Genomic DNA, 511 nt, shown 5'->3' with positions numbered 1-511 from the left:
GCCGAGGGATAGTCGATGGCCTGCGTCATCAGGACCAGATATTCCCCGCCGGGCAGCGCATGGCCCTGCCGGCGGGCGATGGCGTGGAACTGCGCGACGTCTTCCTCCCCCACCTCCACCACCCGTCCCGCCACGGCATGGCGCGTGCCGGCCACCGGCGGGCGGATGCGCCGCAGCGCCAGCGCGCCGATAAAGCGGTCGGCATGGCGGAACAGCTCCGGCAGGCTCATCAGCGGCGGCGAGTTGCAACATTTGCCGCAGGCCGTGCAGTCAAACGACAGCGTGGCGCCCTCTACCATGGCCGGCGCACGGAATCGTTGAATCGGGCCAGGATGAAGGTCTTGACAGCCGGGGCGTGGAGCGCGGCCACCGTGGCCCCGGCCCACCCCGCCCCACAGTCCGCAGCGCGCACGGCCAGCACATTGGCCCAGGGCACGCGGGCGTCTTCCATGCCGATGGCGTCGCGCGCCGGGGCGAGGTTGGCGCTGGCCGCCGTCGCATAGGGCATGGC

2 protein-coding genes are annotated in these 511 nt (G+C 72.0%); both read right to left on the bottom strand.

Annotated features, from left to right (window positions below; all coding sequences use genetic code 11):
• The coding region (locus AC1DDH_RS20520) for a hypothetical protein (RefSeq protein ID WP_476956219.1) at window positions 1-299 on the bottom strand (299 nt) is incomplete at its 3' end.
• On the bottom strand, window positions 293-511 hold a 219-nt coding region (locus AC1DDH_RS20515; protein WP_476956218.1), incomplete at its 5' end, for a MetQ/NlpA family ABC transporter substrate-binding protein. The genes AC1DDH_RS20515 and AC1DDH_RS20520, both read right to left, overlap by 7 nt.

This window comes from Arthrobacter sp. 10T425, from assembly GCF_056393985.1.
This window is presented reverse-complemented; position numbering and strand designations above follow the sequence as displayed.